Genomic DNA, 17,386 nt, shown 5'->3' with positions numbered 1-17,386 from the left:
CCTGTCAGGACGACCAGGCTGGCCCGCGGACGCCTCGCCCGGAGTCGTCCAGCGCCCGCCCCGCCGTCGCCCGCGCGGAGCCTGCTCACGGCCGCCCCGCCGTCGCCCCGTGGTCGCCGGGCTCCCGCCGCACGGAAGCCGCCCAGCCGGGCGCATCCGGACCAATCGACGGCAGGCGTGATCCGCCCCTCCGGGTATCCGAGCACATGCCGGGCCGGTCGACGACGGACGGCCGGCCGGCCGGCCGGTGAGCGTGCCCAGCCGGAAGTCCGACGGCCGGAAGCTCAACTGGGTCCAATGGCCGGAGGCTTCCAGGTGGGTCCGAGGTCTGTGGCGGGCTCGATGCAGTGGACGTAAGCCTGGCCCGCGCGCGGGACGGGCGGCCGACGGCCCGGACCGTGGCGTGTGCTGAAGGAACGGGCCCGGGCAGGTCAGGCGCGGCTGCGATTCGAGGCCCCGGAGCTCCCAGCCGGGTCCGCCATCCATGACGGACCAGGTGGGGTGAATGCCTGACCCCGGAACGGACGAATCTCCGCCAGCCGGACCGCGACGTGCGCCGAAAGGACAGGTCAGGCGCGCGCCAGGCCCGACGGCTGGGAGCGCCCAGCCCAGCCGGGCACGACATCTGCGGCAGGCCCGGTGGAGTGAACGCCTGAGCCCGGGCCGGACGGATGTCCGTCGGCCCGGGTCGTGGCGTGCGCCGAAGGGAGCGACGGTCAGGCGCGGCCGGCGAGGACGGCGTCGTTGGGTTCGCAGACGCTGCAGGGGGTGAAGCCGAGCTCGACGGCCTCGCTGATCGGCAGGGGCTCGCTCTCGCGGCCGAGCAGGTGCACGCAGCCGCGCACGTGGTAGCGGGGGCGGCCGTCGATGACCAGGACCTCGTCCTGCATCGTGGCGACGCGGGCCATGTCGGCGGGCGACGACGGCTGGATCGGGGGCTCGTCCTCCGGGTCCTCGTCGTCGAACTCCTCGCCGTCGACGGACCAATCGCCGTCCGCGGAGGCCGGGTAGTCGTCGTACGGCTGCTGCGGCACGACCGGCTCGTCGCGGACGGGCGGCGTGATCGCGGTCTCGTCGACGGGCGACAGGTTGGCGTCGGTCCGCCCGCTGTCCGCGAGCCGGGCGGGGGCACCGGAACCAGCACCGGGACCAGAGCCGGGACCAGAGCCGGAACCGGCGCCGCGCCCGTACGTGGTGCCGCCGGTCGACCGGGCGCCGGCGCCGACGGGCTGGCGGGCCTCGCGGGCGCTGTCAGCGTCCAGGCGGGACTCGAACGGGTCGTAACGCTCGTCGTTGGGCACCTGCCGGCCGGTGCGCACGGTGCGGGACGAGCGGGCGGCGGCGGCCTGGCGGCCACCGACGATGAGGGCGACCGCCGCGAGGAGGCTCGCCCCGATCGACGCCACCAGCAGGGCGTCGGCGCCTTGCAGCAGGCCCACTACGAGCAGGCCCACGGCCACGACGATCAGCAGCAGACTTCCGACGATCACGGCCTACCCCTCCGCAAGCTGAGCCCGGCAGATGCTGCGCAACGGTCCCGGGCGAGTGTCTCTCAGCCCGTACAACGAACGAGACCCCGGATAGCGACCGGCGCCCCAGCCGAATTTCGACTGGGGCGCCGCGTGTCGCATTGACCGGCGTGTCAGTGCTCTGTGCTGGTCACCCTAACGAGGCCGCCGGGAGGGTGAGCTAACGGCCCGCGCCCTCGTAGCCACCCGAGAGGCCCGCCGCGGCGAGACCGGTGCCACCGGTAGCGGCGCGGGGCGCGGCCTCGTTGCGGGCGGCCATCTCGGCCTCGAGGCTCTGCTCGCGGCCGGTGAGGTCGCGCAGCTGGCTCTCCAGGTAGGCCTTCAGACGGGTCCGGTACTCCCGCTCGAACTGCTTGAGCTCCTCGATGTGCTTCTGCAGCGCGGTGCGCTTGGCGTCGAGACCGCCCATCGCCTCCTGGTGCCGCTGCCGGGCGTCGCGCTCCAGCGCGTCGGCCTTCGCCCGCGCGTCGCGGGTGACCTCCTCGGCCTTCGTGCGGGCGTCGGAGAGCAGCTTGTCGGCCTCGCGGCGGGCGTCGGACACGTGGTCGTCGGCGGTGCGCTGGGCCATCATCAGGACACGGAGCGCCTGCTGCTCGCCGTCGCCGCCGACCGGGCCGCCCTGCGAGCGGATCTGGTCCAGCTCCTGCTGCATGCCGCGAGCGGCCTGCTCGGCGGACTGCTTCTCCCGCTGGACGCGCTCGAACTGCGTCTTGAGGTCGGCCAGCTCCGAGGCCAGGCGCGGGTCACCGCCGCCGCTGGGACCGGCGGGGGCGCGACCGCCACCACCGCGTTCGAGCTGCGCGCGCAGCTCGTTGTTCTCCTCGATCAGACGGGCGAGCTCGCGCTCGACCTCGTCGAGGAAGGCGTCGACCTCCTCCTCGTCGTAGCCCCGTTTACCGATGGGGGGCTTCTTGAAGGCGACGTTGTGGACGTCGGCCGGGGTCAGCGGCATCGAAACTCCTCGGGTCAGTTGCGGCCGCGTGGCCGCCGATCGGGGCGAGTCACGAGAACACCTCGATCAGTTGCCTTACCACGACGTTCATCAGCACGAACAGGATAACCAGCAGCACAAGCGAAGACAGGTCCACGGCCACGGTACCAATACGCAGCGGACGGATCACCCGCCTCAACGCTTTGAGCGGCGGATCGGTGACGCTCCACACCACTTCGAGCGCTGCCGCCGCGCCCCGGCCCGGTTGCCAGCGGCGGCCGAACTGCATCACATAGCCCATGACAAAGCGAGCGAGGAGCACCACCAGGAACAGGTAGAGCAGCAGATACACGATCTGCAGGGTGATGGACACCACGGCCGTTGAGTCCTCGCATCAGCTCTGGTTGAAGAACCCGCCCTCGGCGATCTTAGCTTTGTCCTCTGCGGTGACCTGGACATTTGCCGGAGAGAGCAGGAAGACCCGGTTGGTCACCCGCTCGAAGTTACCACGCAGGCCAAACACCAGTCCTGCCGCGAAGTCGACCAGTCGCTTCGCGTCGGCCTCGTCCATTTCGGTGAGGTTCATGATCACCGGGTGGCCGTCACGGAAGTGCTCGCCGATGGTCCGGGCCTCGTTGTACGTCGTGGGGTGCAGCGTCGTGATCGCGTAGCGGCGGTCGTCGGCCTCTTCCTCGACCACTGTCCGCTCCCTCGTCACCGGCTGCGGCGCGACCGCCAGGTTGTCTCGTGTCGGGTAGCTGACGGTGGTGGGCCGCGTGATCGAGCGCACGGTGCTGCGGCTCGCGGCGGCGGCGTCGCGCTCGGCCGCGGAGAGCCGCTCGGACGCCGTCAGGCGCTCCGAGGTCGTCATCCGCTCGGCGGCGGCGAGGCGCTCGGACGCGGTGAGCCGCTCCGAGGAGGGGGTGGAGAGCCGGTCCGACACCGAGAGCCGATCGGACACGGAGAGCCGGTCGGAGGTCATGCGGGCACGCGGCGCCGGCACCTCGTCGACGTCGTCCTCGTCGTCGGCGAAGTCGTCACCGTAGCCCCGGTAGTGACGGTCGTCGTAGCCCCGCTCGTCTTCGTCCTCGACGAGCCCGAGCCATACACCCGCCCTGCGCAGAGCACCCATGCGCGCTCCTCCGTCCACCGCCATGCGGCACTTCCCCCCGTTGTCGGTGCCACCGATCACGATGGTGTGACACCGCCCCGCCGGCGCAGAACCACACCCGTGTAGTTTTTCCGTTCCCGCGGCCAGGCTACCCCAGTGGGGGTCGATTTCCGAGCAATGCGCTACCGACACGGACATGTGTCGAGCCGTGCGAAATCGCGGATTCGAGGTCGTCGCTCATGCCGGCGGAAATCCAGTCCGCGTCCGGAAAGGAGATCCGCAGGCGGGCGGATACGGCGGCGAGTCGCTCGAATGCCGCGTCCGGATCCCATCCGAGCGGCGCGACGGCCATCACACCTTTGAGTGTCAAAGCGGGGCTCGCCGCGATTGATTCGGCCACCTGTTCGATAATTCCGGTGACCGCGCCGCCGCGGTGCTCGTCGTCGTCGAGGCTCACCTGCACGAGCGCGCCCAGCGGCGTGTCGCGCCCCGCGCGCACCGCGGCGTCCGTCAGCGCGTCCACCAGCCGCAGGCTGTCCACGGAGTGCACGACCGACGCGTACGAGGCGACCGAGCGCGCCTTGTTGCGCTGGAGCTGCCCGATGAAGTGCCAGCGCAGCTCCGGCGGGCACGCGACGGCCTTGGGGGCGGCCTCCTGGTCCCGGTTCTCCCCCACGTCCAGCACGCCCAGCGAGGCCAGCCGGGTCACGTCCTCGGCGGGGTACGTCTTGGTGACCGCGACCAGGGTCACCTCGTCGGCGGCCCGTCCAGCGGCCCGGCAGGCCGACGCGACCCGGGCGCGGACCACGGCCAGGTTGTGTTCGATCTCCGCGGTCCGTGCGTCGCCCACGTGGCCCTCCGAGCATGCGAAACGAATCGGGTGGGCCCCGGAGGACCCACCCGATTCTTTCAGGCGCCGTTCTTCAGGAAGTCCGGCACGTCGACGTCGTCGAACAGCACCCGCCGGGGCGGCGGCGGGGCCTGGCGCTCGACCGGGGCCGGCTCCTTCGGCTGGTGGTGGTGCTGCGGCCGCGGGGCGCGGGCCTCGACCGGCCGGTAGGCCGGCGCGCCGCCGTCGAACCCGGCCGCGATCACCGTGACGCGCACCTCGTCGCCGAGCGCGTCGTCGATGACCGCGCCGAAGATGATGTTGGCGTCGGGGTGGGCCGCGTCGGTGACCAGCTGCGCCGCGTCGTTGATCTCGAACAGGCCGAGGTCGGAGCCGCCGGCGATGGACAGCAGCACCCCGCGTGCGCCGTCCATGCTCTGCTCCAGCAGCGGGCTGGAGATCGCCGACTCGGCCGCCTCGACGGCGCGGTTGTCGCCGCGCGCGCTGCCGATGCCCATGAGGGCACTGCCCGCGCCGCTCATGACGCTCTTCACGTCGGCGAAGTCGAGGTTGATCAGGCCGGGCGTGGTGATCAGGTCGGTGATGCCCTGGACACCGGAGAGCAGTACCTGGTCGGCCTGCCGGAAGGCGTCCATCATCGAGATGCCCCGGTCGCCGAGCGCCAGGAGCCGGTCGTTGGGGATCACGATGAGCGTGTCGCACTGGTTGCGCAGCTCCTCGATCCCGGCCTCGGCCTGGACCTGCCGGCGCTTGCCCTCGAACGAGAACGGCCGGGTGACCACGCCGATCGTCAGCGCGCCGAGCTTCCGCGCGATGTTCGCCACCACCGGCGCGCCGCCGGTGCCCGTGCCGCCGCCCTCGCCACAGGTGACGAAGACCATGTCGGCGCCCTTGAGCACCTCTTCGATCTCGTCCCGGTGGTCCTCGGCGGCGTTCTTGCCCACGTCGGGGTTGGCGCCGGCGCCGAGCCCGCGGGTCAGTTCCCGGCCGACGTCGAGCTTGACGTCGGCGTCGCTCATCAGCAGGGCCTGGGCGTCGGTGTTGATCGCGATGAACTCGACGCCCTTGAGGCCAACCTCGATCATGCGATTGACGGCGTTGACCCCGCCGCCGCCGATGCCGACGACCTTGATGACCGCGAGATAGTTGTGCGGATGTGTCATCGGACTGCCTTTCCTTTCGAGGTTGGCGAGCGCCGATCCCTTCCCGGAGCCGTCAGACTGGTGTAGCCCGGCCCCGCGACGGGCGGCGTCCGCCATGCAGACGCACTGGATGTGGGTCCCGCAAACCCTCACCCTTTACTAGAGGCTTATAGTTATGTCAACTAATGCCTTATCGCAAGGTAAGGGCCCGACTGTCGCGATCCAAGGACCGCCGCCCGGCGTGTCGGCTATTCCCCGACGACGCCGTCGACCAATTCCCTAACGGCATCGAGGTGTCCGTTGTGACGGGCGGTCTCCTCGATCATGTGCAGAAGCACCCAGCGGACCGCGACGGGCGCGCCGTGCCGCGGCGCCGCCGCCGTCCCGTCAAGGTCGACATCGCGCATCAGCGCCCGCGAGACGTCGCATTGGCGCCGGTACCGGTCGAGGTTGCCGGCCAGGGTGGCACCGGGCGCCCGGCGCCAGTCCGCGTCGGGGTCGCCGGCGCTCCACGGCACCGGCACGTCCAGCCCGGCGACGACCCGCTCGAACCAGTACGACTCGACCGCCGTGAGATGCGACACGAGCCCGGCGGCGCTGGTCAGCGGCGACGCCGGCAGCGGGGTCCGCCAGGCGTCCTGCTCGGCGAGCCCGGCGCACTTCACGTGCACGGTCTCCCGGTGCCAGTCGAGCCACCCGAGCACCATCGACCGCTCGTCGCCGGCGAACGGGACGTCGGCACGGCTCACCGCTCCAGCACCACCCCGGGCGCGCTCACGTCGAGCGTCTTGTCCGGCATGATCTTCGTGACCTGCAACACCCTGACCTTCGCCTCGTTCTGGGTCGCGTCGCCCCACACCACCGTGCGGCCCTCGGTGAGCTCCAGCCGCACCCGCGTCGGCGCGTCGGCGGCCAGGGCCACCATCTGCGACCGCAGCCACGGCGGCAGCGCCGCCAGGACCGTCAGCGCGGCCCGGGTGGCGGGGTCGCCGGGGGCGGGCGCGGCGAGGCGCACCACCGGCAGGCCCGCCGGCACGGAGCCGACCGGGAGGAACGCCACGCCGTCGGCGTCCAGCAGCACGAACCCCAGCGCCGCCGGCACCGCGGCGATCCCCGTCCGCTCGCGCACCGCGAGGACCAGGGTCCGGGGGTAGTCCTTGGACGCGGTGACCGTCCGGACCGGCTTCAGCGTCCGCACCCGCCGCTCCACCGCGGCGAGGTCGAGCCGGGCCAGGGGCGTGCCGGTGGAGACCCCGGCCGCGTCCCGGACGTCCTGGGCCGCCAGCGCCGACACGCCGGTGACCCGGATCCCGTGGACCCCGAACACCGGCGTGGCGTAGACGACGGCGACGGCCCCGCCGAGCAGCGCGACGACGCCGAGCCCGACCAGCCAGGACAGCACGGCGCGGAGGCGGTGCCGCCGGGCCCGCTGCGCGAAGCGGCGCTGCGACGAGCCGGCGGGCGCCGAGCGGGGTGCCAGGACCAGCCGCCAGCCGCGCGTGGACGTCAAGGGCGGTCAGTCCCTGGTCATTCGCCGTCGGGACGGTTGTGCCGGCCGACGTAGCCGTCGCCGGCGTTCTTGAGCGCGGCGAGCAGCTCGTCGCCCATGAGGGAGATCGGCGGCGCGCCCATCGTGACGACCACGTCGCCCTCCCGGACGCGGGCGACGACCTCGTCCGCCACGTCGTCCCACGACGGCACGAACACCTTGCGGTCCTCGGGCAGGTCGACGGCGGCGGTCAGCGCGACCCCGCCCTCCCCCGGCTCCCGGACCTCGCCCGGGCCGAACACCTCCATGATGATCGCCTCGTCGGCCAGGGACAGCGCGGCGGCGATCTCGGTCAGGTAGTCGCGGGTGCGGTACATCCGGTAGGGCTGGAACACCACGATCAGCCGCCCGTCGCCGGCGACCTCGCGCAGGGTGCGCATCGCCGCCTCGATCGGGACGTGGTGGTACGCGTACTCGTCGTAGATCCGCACGCCGGCCTCGGCGCCCTTGAACTCGAAGCGCCGCCGCACCCCGGGGAACGTCGCCAGCGCCTCGATCGCCGACTCCGCCGGGATGCCGAGCCGCAGGGCGGTGAGCAGCGCCCCGGCCGAGTTGAGGCCGAGGTGCGCGCCGGGGACCGGCAGGTGCACCTCACCGAGCGGCACGCCCTCGTGGTGCGCCACGTAGCGCACGCCCTGCGCGGAGGAGCGCACCTCCGTCAGGCGCAGGTCGGCGTCGGGGGCGGTGCCGTAGGTGACGACGTCGCCGCCGGCCTCGCGGACCCGCACGATCATCCGCTGGGCGCCGGGGTCGTCGGCGCAGGTGACCACGAAGCCGCCGGGCTCGACGCGGGCGCAGAACTCGACGAACGCGTCCTCGAGGCCCTGCAGGTCGCCGTACGTGTTGAGGTGGTCGGCGTCGATGTTGGTGACGACCGCGACGTGCGGGTTGTAGAGCAGGAACGACCGGTCGCTCTCGTCGGCCTCGGCGACGAACAGCTCGCCGCTGCCGTGGTGGGCGTTGGAGCCGACCTCGGAGATCTCCCCGCCGATCACGAACGACGGGTCGAGCCCGGCGTGCTGCAGCATGAGGGTGATCATCGACGTCGTGGTCGTCTTGCCGTGTGTACCGGCGACCGCGACGCTCCTGCGCCCGACCATCGTGGCGGCGAGGGCCTCGGAGCGGTGCATGACCCGCAGCCCCCGCTCCCGGGCGGTGACGAGCTCGACGTGGTCCTGCGGGATCGCGGTCGAGTAGACGACCGTGTCGACCCCGTCGAGGTTGGCCGGCTGGTGCTCGCGGAAGATCGTGCCGCCGAGCGCCTTGAGCGCCGCCAGCTGCGGCCACTCGCGCAGCTCGCTGCCGGACGTGGGGATGCCCCGGGTGAGCAGGAGCCGGGCGAGCCCGCTCATGCCGACCCCACCCACCCCGACGAGGTGCACCCTGCCGAGGTCCTCGGCGGTGAGCGGCGGCTGTGTCTCCGAGGTCATGCTCCAACCACCTTCAGCAGGTACCGGCGAAGGGCCTCGTCGCCGTCGCGGCGACCGTAACCGGCGGCGGCGCGGCTCATCGCCGCGAGCCGGGCGCCGTCGCGCACCAGGGGCACCACGGTGTCGGTGACCCACTGCGGGGAGAGGTCGCCGTCCTCGACGATGAGGCCACCGCCGGCCTCGACGACCGGCAGCGCGTTGCGGCGCTGCTCGCCGTTGCCCCACGGCAGCGGCACGTAGATGGCCGGCATGCCGACCGCGGCGGTCTCCGCACAGGTCATCGCGCCGCCCCGGCACAGCGCCAGGTCGCCGGCCGCGTAGCCGAGCTCCATCTCCGACAGGAACTTGACCTTCACGTACGGCGCGGGCAGGCCGGTGGGGACCTCGACGTCGTCGTTGCGGGCGCCGATGATGTGCAGCACCTGCACCCCGGAGCCGGTGATCTGCTTCGCCGCGCCGGACACCGCCAGGTTGATCGAGCGGGCGCCGGCCGACGCGCCGAAGACGAACAGCGTCGGCAGGTGCGGGTCGAGCCCGAAGTGGGCGCGGGCCCGCTCCCGCAGCGCGGCCCGGTCGAGGGTGGCGATGCTCTGCCGCAGCGGCACCCCGACGACCTCGGCGTGCGCCACCGACGGGATCTGCTGCGCCTGGTGGGGGAAGCCCAGGACGATGTGCTTCGTGAAGCGCATGCCCATCTTGTTGGCCACGCCCACGGGCACGTTGACCTCGTGGATGATCGTGGGGGTCTTGCGCCGCCAGGCGGCGAGATAGGCGGGGACGGAGACGTAGCCGCCGAACCCGACCACCGCGTCCGCCTCGACCTCGTCGAGGATCTCGCGGGTCGCCTTCGCGGACTTGTACATCCGGTCCGGCGTCCGGACCAGGTTCATGTTCACGGAGCGGGGCAGCTGGAAGGCCGGGACGTGGCGCAGGTCGTAGCCGCGCTGAGGGATGATCTCACCCTCCATCCCACGCTCCGAACCGATACAGGTGATCCGCAGGCCGGGGTCGTGCCGGCGGAGGCAGTCGGCGAAGGCGAGCAGCGGGTAGATGTGCCCGCCGGTGCCTCCGCCGGCCAGCACCACGGAGCGCAGCGCTGCCATCAGGAGCTCCTTCCGCGGGTCCGCCCTGGGCTGCCGCCCTGCGGCGTCAGTGGACGACCCGTCGCGCGTGTCGAGGGGACGTCACCGTCACTGTCGGCGCGGGCGCGCGGCAGCGGCGGCAACGGCGCCCAGAGTAGTCGCACCCACTTTCGCGGCGGACGGGCGTGCATGGCTCTGGCGCAGTCGGGCTCCGCGCGGGCCGCGGAGCTGAGCATCCCGGCCGCGCCGAGGGCCACGACCAGGGCGGTGCCGCCGTCGGAGATGAACGGCAGCGGCAGGCCCGTGATCGGCATGAGCCCGACCACGCCGCCGATGTTGATGATCGCCTGCCCGACGAACCAGATGGTGATCGAGGCGGCGACGAGCCGGCGGAACGGGTCCTCGACCCGGCGGGCGATGCGCAGCCCCGTGTAGGTGAGCATGCCGAACAGGACGAGGACGACCAGGCAGCCGACGACGCCGAGCTCCTCGGCGACGATGGCGAAGATGAAGTCGTTGTGCGCGTTGGGCAGCCGGCCCCACTTCAGCTGGCTCTCGCCGAGCCCGACGCCGAACCAGCCGCCGTTGCCGATCGCCCAGAGGCCGCGCAGGTACTGGTAGCGCCCGTTCTTCGCCTCGGGGTCGATGGACGGGTCGAAGAACACCTTGATGCGGGCCAGCCGGTAGTCCTTCTCGGCCGGCAGCAGGATCAGCGCGAGCACGCCGGCGGCGGCGAGGCCGCCGAGCCAGGCGAAGACCGGCAGCCGGGCGCCGGCGGCCCACAGCAGCCCGGTGAAGAGGACCACGAGGCAGATCATGGAGCCGAGGTCGTTGTAGCCGACGAGGAGCAGCAGCGCCACCGTCACCGGCAGCAGCGGCATGAACAGCTCCCGCCACGACAGGATCGTGCGCCCTTTGCGCACCAGCAGGTCCGCGCCCCAGACGACGAGGGCGACCTTCGCCAGCTCCGCCGGCTGCACCTGCACGCCGCCGAGGTGCAGCCACAGGTCCTCGGCCCAGACCGGGCCGAGGTGGATCGGATCCACCTCGGCGCCGGGCGGCGTCCGGCTGGCCGCCAGCCAGCCCATCAGGTCGACGAAGCCCATGAGCACGAACGCGGAGATGAGCAGCGGCACGGCGATGGCCCGGAACGTGCGCACCGGCAGCCGCTGACAGACCCAGAACACGACGAGCCCGACCACGGCGAAGATCGTCTGCTTGAACACCGGGCCGAACGGGTCGCCGGTCTCCGCGACGCCCTCGACGCCGGTGACGGAGAACACCATGGCCAGGCCGATGAAGACCAGCAGCCCGACGCTGGACAGCAGCAGGTAGTAGGAGGCGAGGGGCCGGTCGAGCAGGCCGCGCAGCGCGTCGAACCAGCCGAGGATCCCGCTGCCGGCCGGCGCGGGCGCCGCTGACGCCGCCGGCGCCTGGTTGGCCGGCGCCGGTGGCACCGGCGCGGCCGCCGCCGACGTGTCCTGCTCCCCATCGCCCCGCATGGGGACCATCATGCCGCCGGGACCCGCGAGGTCTGGCGACCAAGGGGTCCCGGCGTGTCGGACCGGTTCGATGCCCGGCGCGCCGGGCGGGTGAGATCAGCCGGAGCCGCTCATCACCCGCAGGAAGTCGGCGGCGAACAGGCCGAGCGACGCGGCCATGCCCAGGCCGGCGATGATCCAGAAGCGGACCACGATGTTGACCTCGCTCCAGCCGGCGAGCTCGAAGTGGTGCTGCAGGGGCACCATCCGGAAGATGCGCTTGCCGGTCGTGCGGTAGGAGCCGATCTGCATGATCCACGTCACGACGATGATGAAGAACAGCAGGCCCATCAGCGGCAGCAGCAGGACGGTCTTGGTCGCCACGGCGAGGCCGGCGATGAGCGAGCCGAGCGCCATGGAGCCGGTGTCGCCCATGAAGATCCGCGCCGGTGACGTGTTCCACCACAGGAAGCCGACCAGCGCGCCGACGGCCGCGCCGGCGATGAGCGCCATCTCGAGGGGGTCGCGGACGTCGTAGCAGTAGCTGGCGGTGTACTCCGGGTCGGCGCACCAGTGCCGGTACTGCCAGAACGCGATCGCCATGTAGCTGCCGATCACCAGGATCGACGTGCCGGTCGCGAGGCCGTCGAGGCCGTCGGTGAGGTTCACCGCGTTGGACATCGACATGACCACGAACACGAAGAAGACGACGGCACCGATCTTGGTGATGTCGAGCCAGTCGATGTCGTGCACCCACGACAGCTTCGGGCTGGCGACCGTGGTGACGACGGCGTCACCGGTCTGCTTCGCCGGCACGTACAGGGCGATCGCGCCGAAGATCGCGCCGATCAGCGCCTGGCCGATGAGCTTGCCGCGCTTGTTGAGCCCGTCGCTGTTGCGCTTGGCGACCTTGAGGTAGTCGTCGAGGAAGCCGAGCAGGCCGGTGAAGACGAACAGGCCCAGCAGCACCACCGCGGTCGCGGTCGGGCCGCTCGGGCGCAGCTGCTGGTCCGGCAGCGTGGTCAGCGCGATGTGCCCGCCGGTGTAGGCGATGAGCGTGGCGAAGATGAACACCACGCCGCCCATCGTGGGCGTGCCCTTCTTGCCCAGGTGGCCCTGCGGTCCGTCGGTGCGGATCGGCTGGTCGGCCTTGAGCTTGGTGAAGTACTTGATCGCGATCGGGGTGCCGAACAGCGAGATGAGGAACGCCACGAACGCGGCGACGAAGACGGCCCTCACCTGACGCCCGCCCGCAGGGCGTCGGCGATGTCCCACGTCCGGTACCTGGATCCCTTGACCAGAACCACGTCGCGGGGCCGCAGCTCGGCGCGCAGCAGCGCGACGGCGGCCTCCTGATCGGTCACGAGCACCGGGTCTCCTCCCCAACTCGCCACGACGGACGCACCGTGCAGGATCGGCGCGGCCTGCTCGCCCACGGCCACGAGGCGGTCGACGCCGAGCTCAGCGGCGAGACGACCGACCTCCTCATGTCCGGTTCGCTCATACTCACCGAGCTCTGCCATGGAGCCGAGCACGGCGATCATCCGCCGCCCGCCGGCCACCGCGACGAGCGCCCGGAGCGCCGCCGCCATGGACGCCGGATTGGCGTTGTACGAGTCGTCGATGACCGTGACATCGTCGGCACGGTCGAAGACATCCATCCTTCGGCTCGACAAGCCCTCTAGATCGCCGAGTGTGGCGGCGATCGTGGCCGGATCCACACCGGCGTGCGACGCCACGGCAGCGGCGAGTAACGCGTTGCCGACCTGGTGCCGTCCGGCGACGTCGAGCCGCACCTCGACCGGGTCGGTGCCCGGCAGGTGCATCGTGAAGCCGAACCTGCCGCGGCCGAGGTCCTCGACGTCGGTGGCCCGGAAGTCGGCGGTCTCCGACTCGCCCGCGAACTGCACCGGCGCGGCGCTGCGGGCCGCCATCCCGGCGACGCGCGGATCGTCCGCGTTGAGGATCGCCAGGCCGCCCGGGCGCAGCGCCTCGACCAGCTCTCCCTTGGCGAGGGTGGTGCCCTCCAGGGAGCCGAACTCGGCGATGTGCGACGTGCCCACGTTGACCACGACCGACACGTCCGGCGGCGCGATGTCGCACAGGTAGGCCAGGTGCCCGGCGCCGCGCGAGCCCATCTCCAGCACCAGGAAGCGGGTGTCTGCGGCGACCTTGAGCACCGTGTACGGGGTGCCGAGCTCGTTGTTCTCCGACGCGATGGTCGCCACGGTCGGCCCGGCGGTGCGCAGCAGCGCCGTGATGAGGTCCTTGGTGCTCGTCTTGCCCGACGAGCCGGTGACCGCGACGACGGTGAGGTCGTCGCGCCGCTCCAGGAGGGCCCGCGCGAGCAGCCCCAGGGCGGCGCGCGGGTCCTCGACCACGATCGTGGGCACGCCGTCGACGGGGCGGCTGCCGAGGACCGCGACCGCGCCGTCGGCGACGGCCTTGGCGGCGAAGTCGTGCGCGTCGACCTTCGCGCCGGCGAACGCGACGAAGAGCCCGCCCGGTCCGACCTTGCGGGAGTCGTACTCCACCGGGCCGTCGACGACCGCGGCACCGGCCGCCGAGGGGTCGGCGGCGTGCAGGGTGCCGCCGGCGACGGCGGTGATCTCGGCGACGGTGAACGGGATCACGGCGCCACCGCCCGCAGCGCCGCGGCGAGCTCGACCCGGTCGTCGAACGGCAGGACCTCGCCGCCGACCTCCTGGCCGCGCTCGTGGCCCTTGCCGAGGACCGCCACGACGTCGCCGGGCCGGGCCTGGGCGACCGCGTGGTCGATCGCGGCGCGCCGGCCGTCCACCTCGACGACGGTGGCGGCGGCGCCCCTGGTGCCGGCGAGCACCTCCGCGCGGATGGCCGCGGGGTCCTCGGTGCGGGGGTTGTCGTCGGTGACGACCACCAGGTCGGCGCCCTCCGCCGCGGCCCGGCCCATCAGCGGCCGCTTGCCGCGGTCGCGGTCGCCGCCGGCGCCGACGACGCAGATGACGCGCCCGCCCCGGGACGCGGCGAGGGTCCGCAGCGCGGCGAGGACCTCGACCATCGCGTCGGGCTTGTGCGCGTAGTCGACGACGCCGAGGACGTCGCCGGGGGCGTCGACCCGCTCCATCCGGCCGGGTGAGCCGGGCGCCTCCGCGACGGCCCTCGCCGCGACGGCGAGGTCGACGCCGACGGCGACGAGCGCGGCGATCGCGAGCAGCGCGTTGGCGACGTTGTGCCGGCCGGGCAGGCCCACGCCGGACGCGACGGACACGTCCCGGCGGGTGACGGTGAACCGCTGGCCGTAGCCGTCGGGCGTGATGCCGGTGGCGCGGACGTCGGCGGCCGGGTCGCCGGCCGCCGAGTAGGTCCACGACGCCGGCTTGCGCAGCCGCATGACCCGCTCGTCGTCGAGGTTGAGGATCTCGGTGGCGGCGCGGCCGTCGAACAGCTTGGCCTTCGCCGCGTAGTACGCCTCGACGTCGGGGTGGAAGTCGAGGTGGTCCATGCCGAAGTTCGTGTACCCGGCGGCGGCGAACCGGACTCCGTTGACCCGGCCGAGCTCCAGGGCGTGGCTGGAGACCTCCATGACGACGGCCTCGACGCCGCGTTCGAGGCCGGCGGCGAACAGCGCGTGCAGGTCCGTCGCCTCGGGCGTGGTGCGGGCGCTGTCGATGGTGAGGTCGCCGAGGCGGGTCTCGACCGTGCCGATGAGGCCGGTGACCTGACCGGCGGCCCGCAGCCCGGCCTCGACGAGGTACGCCGTGGACGTCTTGCCGGCGGTGCCGGTGATGCCGATCGTGGTCAGCTGCCGGGTCGGCTCGCCGTACACGTGCGAGGCGATGCCGCCGAGCGCCGCGCGCGGGTCGTCGACGACGATCGCGGGCAGGTCGCCGATCTGTGCGAGGCCGGCCGGGTCGGTGAGCACGGCGACCGCGCCGGCCTCCTTCGCCTGGCCGGCGAACTGGGCGCCGTGCACCCGCGACCCGGGCAGGGCCGCGTACAGGTCACCTGGGCGCACCGTGGAGCTACTGTGGGTCACGCCGGTGACGGCGACCTCGCCGTCCTGCGCCACCATGGGCGCACCGGCGAGGGCCGCGAGCTCGACGGCGAGCACGGGGCGGACACTCCTCGGTCGGGGATAGCCGGGCACGGGGTCAGACCCTACCTGTCCCGCCGGAAAGCGGCAGAGTCGGTGTCACGGGTAGATCGTCAGCTTCGGCGGCTCGGTGCCCGTCGGCGCGACTCCGAAGCTACTGAGGGTGACCGCCATCATGTCCTTGAACAGCGGCGCGGCAACGGAACCACCCGCGCCGCCGGGCACGTGCGCGGTGACGGCGACCACGTAGCGTGGCGCCTCCGCCGGCGCCATGCCGATGAACGACACCACGTCACCGGGCGCGTAGCCGCCGTCCTTGGGCAGCTTCGACGTGCCGGTCTTGCCCGCGATCCGGTAGCCGGGGATCGCCGCCTGGTGGCCGGTCGCGTCGTCGAGTGTCGTGACGCCCTCCAGCATGGTGCGCAGTTGCTGCGCGTACACCGGATCCATGACCCGCCGGGTCGCCGGCGCGGGCGGCCTGGTCTCCTTGCCGTCCGGCGCGATGATCTTCCGGACCAGGGTCGGCTGCACCCACAGGCCGTCGTTGGCGATCGCGCCGTAGACGGCGGCCATCTGGATCGCGGTCGTCGCCACGCCGTTGCCGATCGGGATCGAGCCGGGGCTGGAGCCGGTCCACTCGGCGGGCGGCAGGAGCTGCCCCGGCGACTCGTTCGGCAGGCCGACGCCGGTACGCTGGCCGAGGCCGAACTTGCGCTGGTACTCGTACAGCTTGTCCTTGCCGAGCATGTCCGCGACGGCGATCGTGCCGACGTTGGACGACAGCGCGAGGATGCCCGGGATGGTCATCGCCGTGCCGTCCTTCTGCGGCGGGTGGTCGGTGTAGGTCGTGTCGCCCTTCTTCACCTTCGAGTTGACGGTGATCGTCGACGACGGTGTGATCAGCCCCTCCTGCAGCGCGGCACCCATGATGATCGCCTTGTGGATCGAGCCCGGGTCGAAGACCGTCGCGGTGCACTGGTCCTTGAGGTCCTCGGGGTCCGACTTGCCGGGGTCGTTGGCGGCGAACGACGGGTAGCTCGCCATCGCCATGACCTCCATGGTCCGGCTGTCGAGCACGATCGCGGTGCCGAAGGACGCGCCGAGCGCCGCCATCCGGTCGCCGAGCGACTTCTGCACCAGGAACTGCAGGTCGTTGTCGATGGTCAGCTCGACCGAGCTGCCGGGGCGGGCCGGCTTCAGCTCCTGCACGCCCTGCGGCAGCGGCTTGTTGAGGTCGCCCTGGCCGCGCTCGTACGTGTGCATGCCGTCGATGCCGCGCAGCTGCGCGTCGTACGCCTTCTCGATGCCGAGCTGGCCGGACAGGTCGGACTTGCTGGTGTAGCCGACCACGTTGGACGCGAAGTCGTAGCCGGGCACGTGCCGGCGCTCGTCACGGCCGATCTCCAGCGCGCCGGCGATGCTGAGCTTGGCGATCCGCTCGCTGTCCTCGATCGAGATCTGGTGCGCGACGTACTCGAAGCGGATGTCGGTCTTGCCGTCGGCGCCCTTGTGCGGGGTCAGCTTGCGCACCAGGTCGGAGCGCAGCACCCCGTAGTCCGCGAGGATCGCGAACAGGTCGTCGGCCGCCTTCTCCGGGTCCTTGATCACCTGCGGGTCGGCGGCGACGTAGCGCGTCTCGACCGAGTGCACGATGATCTTGCCGTTGCGGTCGAGGATCGCGCCGCGGGACGCGGGCAGGATGTCGTGCACCAGCCGGGCCTTGAGCCCCTGGGCGGCGTAGGCGCTGGCGTCGGTGAGCTGCAGCTGGACGAGCCGGATGGCGATCGCGGCGAACATCAGCAGCGCCAGGACCGTGGCCAGCCGCAGCCGGCGGCGCGGCTCGGCGAGCTTCGGCGCGCGGCTGGTGTGCGGCAGGCGCGGGACCCGGACCCGGCTCTGCTTGCGGGGTTTGCGCACCGGGGTGGTTCGTCTCGCCGGTGTGCGGGCGGCGCCGGTGCGCTTCAGCGGTAGCGCGCCGGACCTGGCCTGGGCCGCCCTCGGCAGGCCCGTCCGGGGCCGCGGGTCCGTGGCCCGCTCGTCCGGCGTGGCGTGATCGTCCCGCTCGATGGACCGCGGGCCGGGCCGCTCCCGGTCGATGCCGATCCTCGCGGCCCGCTGGTCCGCGGCGCGCGGACCGGCCGGACCACCACGGCGATCATCAGCTTCAGCATCACGCTGACGTCGAGCGGGACGGCGAACATCACCG

15 protein-coding genes are annotated in these 17,386 nt (G+C 72.4%); all 15 read right to left on the bottom strand.

Annotated elements, in window-relative coordinates; genetic code table 11:
• Positions 1–716: 716 nt before the first annotated feature.
• The 15 genes from AB0J72_RS37855 to AB0J72_RS37785 all read right to left on the bottom strand — a co-directional run bounded on the left by AB0J72_RS37855 (position 717) and on the right by AB0J72_RS37785 (position 17,097).
• A complete protein-coding gene (locus AB0J72_RS37855; RefSeq protein WP_363408017.1) occupies positions 717–1,490 on the bottom strand; it encodes a hypothetical protein in 774 nt (257 codons plus the stop codon).
• Between the two features lie 199 nt (positions 1,491–1,689).
• Positions 1,690–2,481 carry a DivIVA domain-containing protein gene (locus tag AB0J72_RS37850; protein WP_363407790.1) on the bottom strand — a complete coding sequence of 264 codons (792 nt, stop codon included), beginning with the start codon at positions 2,479–2,481 and terminating at the stop codon, positions 1,690–1,692.
• A gap of 49 nt (positions 2,482–2,530) precedes the next feature.
• Positions 2,531–2,836: a YggT family protein gene (locus AB0J72_RS37845; protein ID WP_344503930.1), complete on the bottom strand. Its 306-nt coding sequence runs from the start codon at positions 2,834–2,836 to the stop codon at positions 2,531–2,533.
• A gap of 18 nt (positions 2,837–2,854) precedes the next feature.
• Complete coding sequence (gene sepF, locus AB0J72_RS37840; protein ID WP_363407990.1) at positions 2,855–3,592, bottom strand: cell division protein SepF; 738 nt, start codon at positions 3,590–3,592, stop codon at positions 2,855–2,857.
• A 127-nt stretch (positions 3,593–3,719) separates the two neighbouring features.
• Positions 3,720–4,421 (bottom strand): YggS family pyridoxal phosphate-dependent enzyme, encoded by a 702-nt coding sequence (locus AB0J72_RS37835; RefSeq protein WP_363407787.1) that lies wholly within the window; start codon positions 4,419–4,421, stop codon positions 3,720–3,722.
• A 59-nt stretch (positions 4,422–4,480) separates the two neighbouring features.
• Positions 4,481–5,584 carry a cell division protein FtsZ gene (ftsZ, locus tag AB0J72_RS37830; RefSeq protein ID WP_344503927.1) on the bottom strand — a complete coding sequence of 368 codons (1,104 nt, stop codon included), beginning with the start codon at positions 5,582–5,584 and terminating at the stop codon, positions 4,481–4,483.
• A 227-nt stretch (positions 5,585–5,811) separates the two neighbouring features.
• Positions 5,812–6,312 carry a DinB family protein gene (locus tag AB0J72_RS37825; protein ID WP_363407784.1) on the bottom strand — a complete coding sequence of 167 codons (501 nt, stop codon included), beginning with the start codon at positions 6,310–6,312 and terminating at the stop codon, positions 5,812–5,814.
• Entirely contained in the window at positions 6,309–7,073 is a 765-nt protein-coding gene (locus tag AB0J72_RS37820; protein WP_363407781.1) for an FtsQ-type POTRA domain-containing protein, read from the bottom strand. Before AB0J72_RS37820 ends, AB0J72_RS37825 begins: the two co-directional genes overlap by 4 nt.
• Positions 7,074–7,090: 17 nt before the next feature.
• Positions 7,091–8,542, bottom strand: a complete 1,452-nt coding sequence (murC, locus tag AB0J72_RS37815; protein ID WP_363407778.1) for a UDP-N-acetylmuramate--L-alanine ligase — start codon at positions 8,540–8,542, stop codon at positions 7,091–7,093.
• Positions 8,539–9,645, bottom strand: a complete 1,107-nt coding sequence (locus tag AB0J72_RS37810; RefSeq protein WP_344503923.1) for a UDP-N-acetylglucosamine--N-acetylmuramyl-(pentapeptide) pyrophosphoryl-undecaprenol N-acetylglucosamine transferase — start codon at positions 9,643–9,645, stop codon at positions 8,539–8,541. Before AB0J72_RS37810 ends, murC begins: the two co-directional genes overlap by 4 nt.
• The gene (locus AB0J72_RS37805; protein ID WP_363407774.1) at positions 9,645–11,126 is read right to left on the bottom strand and encodes a putative peptidoglycan glycosyltransferase FtsW; all 1,482 of its coding nucleotides are present in this window, start codon (positions 11,124–11,126) and stop codon (positions 9,645–9,647) included. The genes AB0J72_RS37810 and AB0J72_RS37805 overlap by 1 nt, the downstream gene beginning before the upstream one ends.
• A gap of 96 nt (positions 11,127–11,222) precedes the next feature.
• Entirely contained in the window at positions 11,223–12,344 is a 1,122-nt protein-coding gene (gene mraY, locus AB0J72_RS37800) for a phospho-N-acetylmuramoyl-pentapeptide-transferase (RefSeq protein ID WP_363407771.1), read from the bottom strand.
• Positions 12,341–13,738, bottom strand: coding sequence for a UDP-N-acetylmuramoyl-tripeptide--D-alanyl-D-alanine ligase (murF, locus tag AB0J72_RS37795; RefSeq protein WP_363407768.1), 1,398 nt, complete (start codon positions 13,736–13,738; stop codon positions 12,341–12,343). The genes mraY and murF overlap by 4 nt, the downstream gene beginning before the upstream one ends.
• On the bottom strand, positions 13,735–15,159 hold the full coding sequence (locus tag AB0J72_RS37790; RefSeq protein ID WP_363407987.1) for a UDP-N-acetylmuramoyl-L-alanyl-D-glutamate--2,6-diaminopimelate ligase: 1,425 nt from the start codon (positions 15,157–15,159) through the stop codon (positions 13,735–13,737). Before AB0J72_RS37790 ends, murF begins: the two co-directional genes overlap by 4 nt.
• A gap of 120 nt (positions 15,160–15,279) precedes the next feature.
• Positions 15,280–17,097: a penicillin-binding protein 2 gene (locus AB0J72_RS37785; protein ID WP_363407765.1), complete on the bottom strand. Its 1,818-nt coding sequence runs from the start codon at positions 17,095–17,097 to the stop codon at positions 15,280–15,282.
• Positions 17,098–17,386 lie beyond the last annotated feature (289 nt).

This window comes from Dactylosporangium sp. NPDC049742 (assembly GCF_040674675.1).
Lineage (GTDB): Bacteria > Actinomycetota > Actinomycetes > Mycobacteriales > Micromonosporaceae > Dactylosporangium > Dactylosporangium maewongense.
This window is presented reverse-complemented; position numbering and strand designations above follow the sequence as displayed.

Coding starts and splice junctions, on each gene's coding strand:
- AB0J72_RS37850 (WP_363407790.1), bottom strand. CDS start 2,481: ATGCCGCTGACCCCGGCCGACGTCCACAACGTCGCCTTCAAGAAGCCC.
- sepF (WP_363407990.1), bottom strand. CDS start 3,592: ATGGGTGCTCTGCGCAGGGCGGGTGTATGGCTCGGGCTCGTCGAGGAC.
- ftsZ (WP_344503927.1), bottom strand. CDS start 5,584: ATGACACATCCGCACAACTATCTCGCGGTCATCAAGGTCGTCGGCATC.
- murC (WP_363407778.1), bottom strand. CDS start 8,542: ATGACCTCGGAGACACAGCCGCCGCTCACCGCCGAGGACCTCGGCAGG.
- AB0J72_RS37810 (WP_344503923.1), bottom strand. CDS start 9,645: ATGGCAGCGCTGCGCTCCGTGGTGCTGGCCGGCGGAGGCACCGGCGGG.
- AB0J72_RS37805 (WP_363407774.1), bottom strand. CDS start 11,126: ATGCGGGGCGATGGGGAGCAGGACACGTCGGCGGCGGCCGCGCCGGTG.
- AB0J72_RS37790 (WP_363407987.1), bottom strand. CDS start 15,159: ATGGTGGCGCAGGACGGCGAGGTCGCCGTCACCGGCGTGACCCACAGT.